The following is a 625-nucleotide window of genomic DNA, read 5'->3' as shown; positions in this document are numbered from 1 at the left end:
CGTTGAAGAGGCATCTAACGTTTGGATCAACTTACGAGAGAGTTGCGAATGTTGTAAATCGACCACGCCAATCGACAGGTATCTCGCAATCCCCGCAGAAAACACGCCCCAAATGGTAAGCGAAAGCAAAATAGGCACCCAAGTTAAGCACGACAGTAGCCACTTGTCGCGCCGTAACACATGCCGTTGTGAAATCTTAATCGTCATAGATTTTTTACCTTGAGCGATTACAGCTCAACCACAACGCTCATACCCATGCGCAGTTCTGGTTCTGGTTGAGTAGGGCGAGCTTCTACTTCAAAGGTACGCAGATCGAAACCTTGTGCTGCATCGGTCGCTCGCCAAGTTGCGAAATCGCCCATTACTGCAACGTGCGTGACTTTAAACTCGACACTTTTATCCAACGCTGGCAGGTATGCGTTAAATGTGGTGTCTTTAGTGAAGTGTCTAAGCAGATCCTCGCGCACGTTCAGTGTTGCCCACGCATCTTCAGTGTCGATGACGGTGACGACTGGGAAGCCCTGCGGTGCAAGCTCGCCGCTTTGTAGAAGTACTTGAGATACTTCACCGTCAAACCAACTGTAGATTTGAGTATCTTTCGCATAAGCTTCCACTTCAGCAACTG

2 protein-coding genes are annotated in these 625 nt (G+C 48.8%); both read right to left on the bottom strand.

What is annotated here, in order from left to right; translation table 11 throughout:
* A partial coding sequence (locus tag R7R24_RS28045) for an ABC transporter permease (RefSeq protein ID WP_411978841.1) occupies positions 1–207 on the bottom strand: 207 nt, incomplete at its 3' end.
* Positions 208–227: 20 nt separating this feature from the next.
* Positions 228–625 (bottom strand): HlyD family secretion protein (locus R7R24_RS28040; protein ID WP_318120351.1); only part of this gene is annotated, 398 nt, incomplete at its 5' end.

It is taken from the genome of Vibrio sp. 704, assembly GCF_033339295.1.
This window is presented reverse-complemented; position numbering and strand designations above follow the sequence as displayed.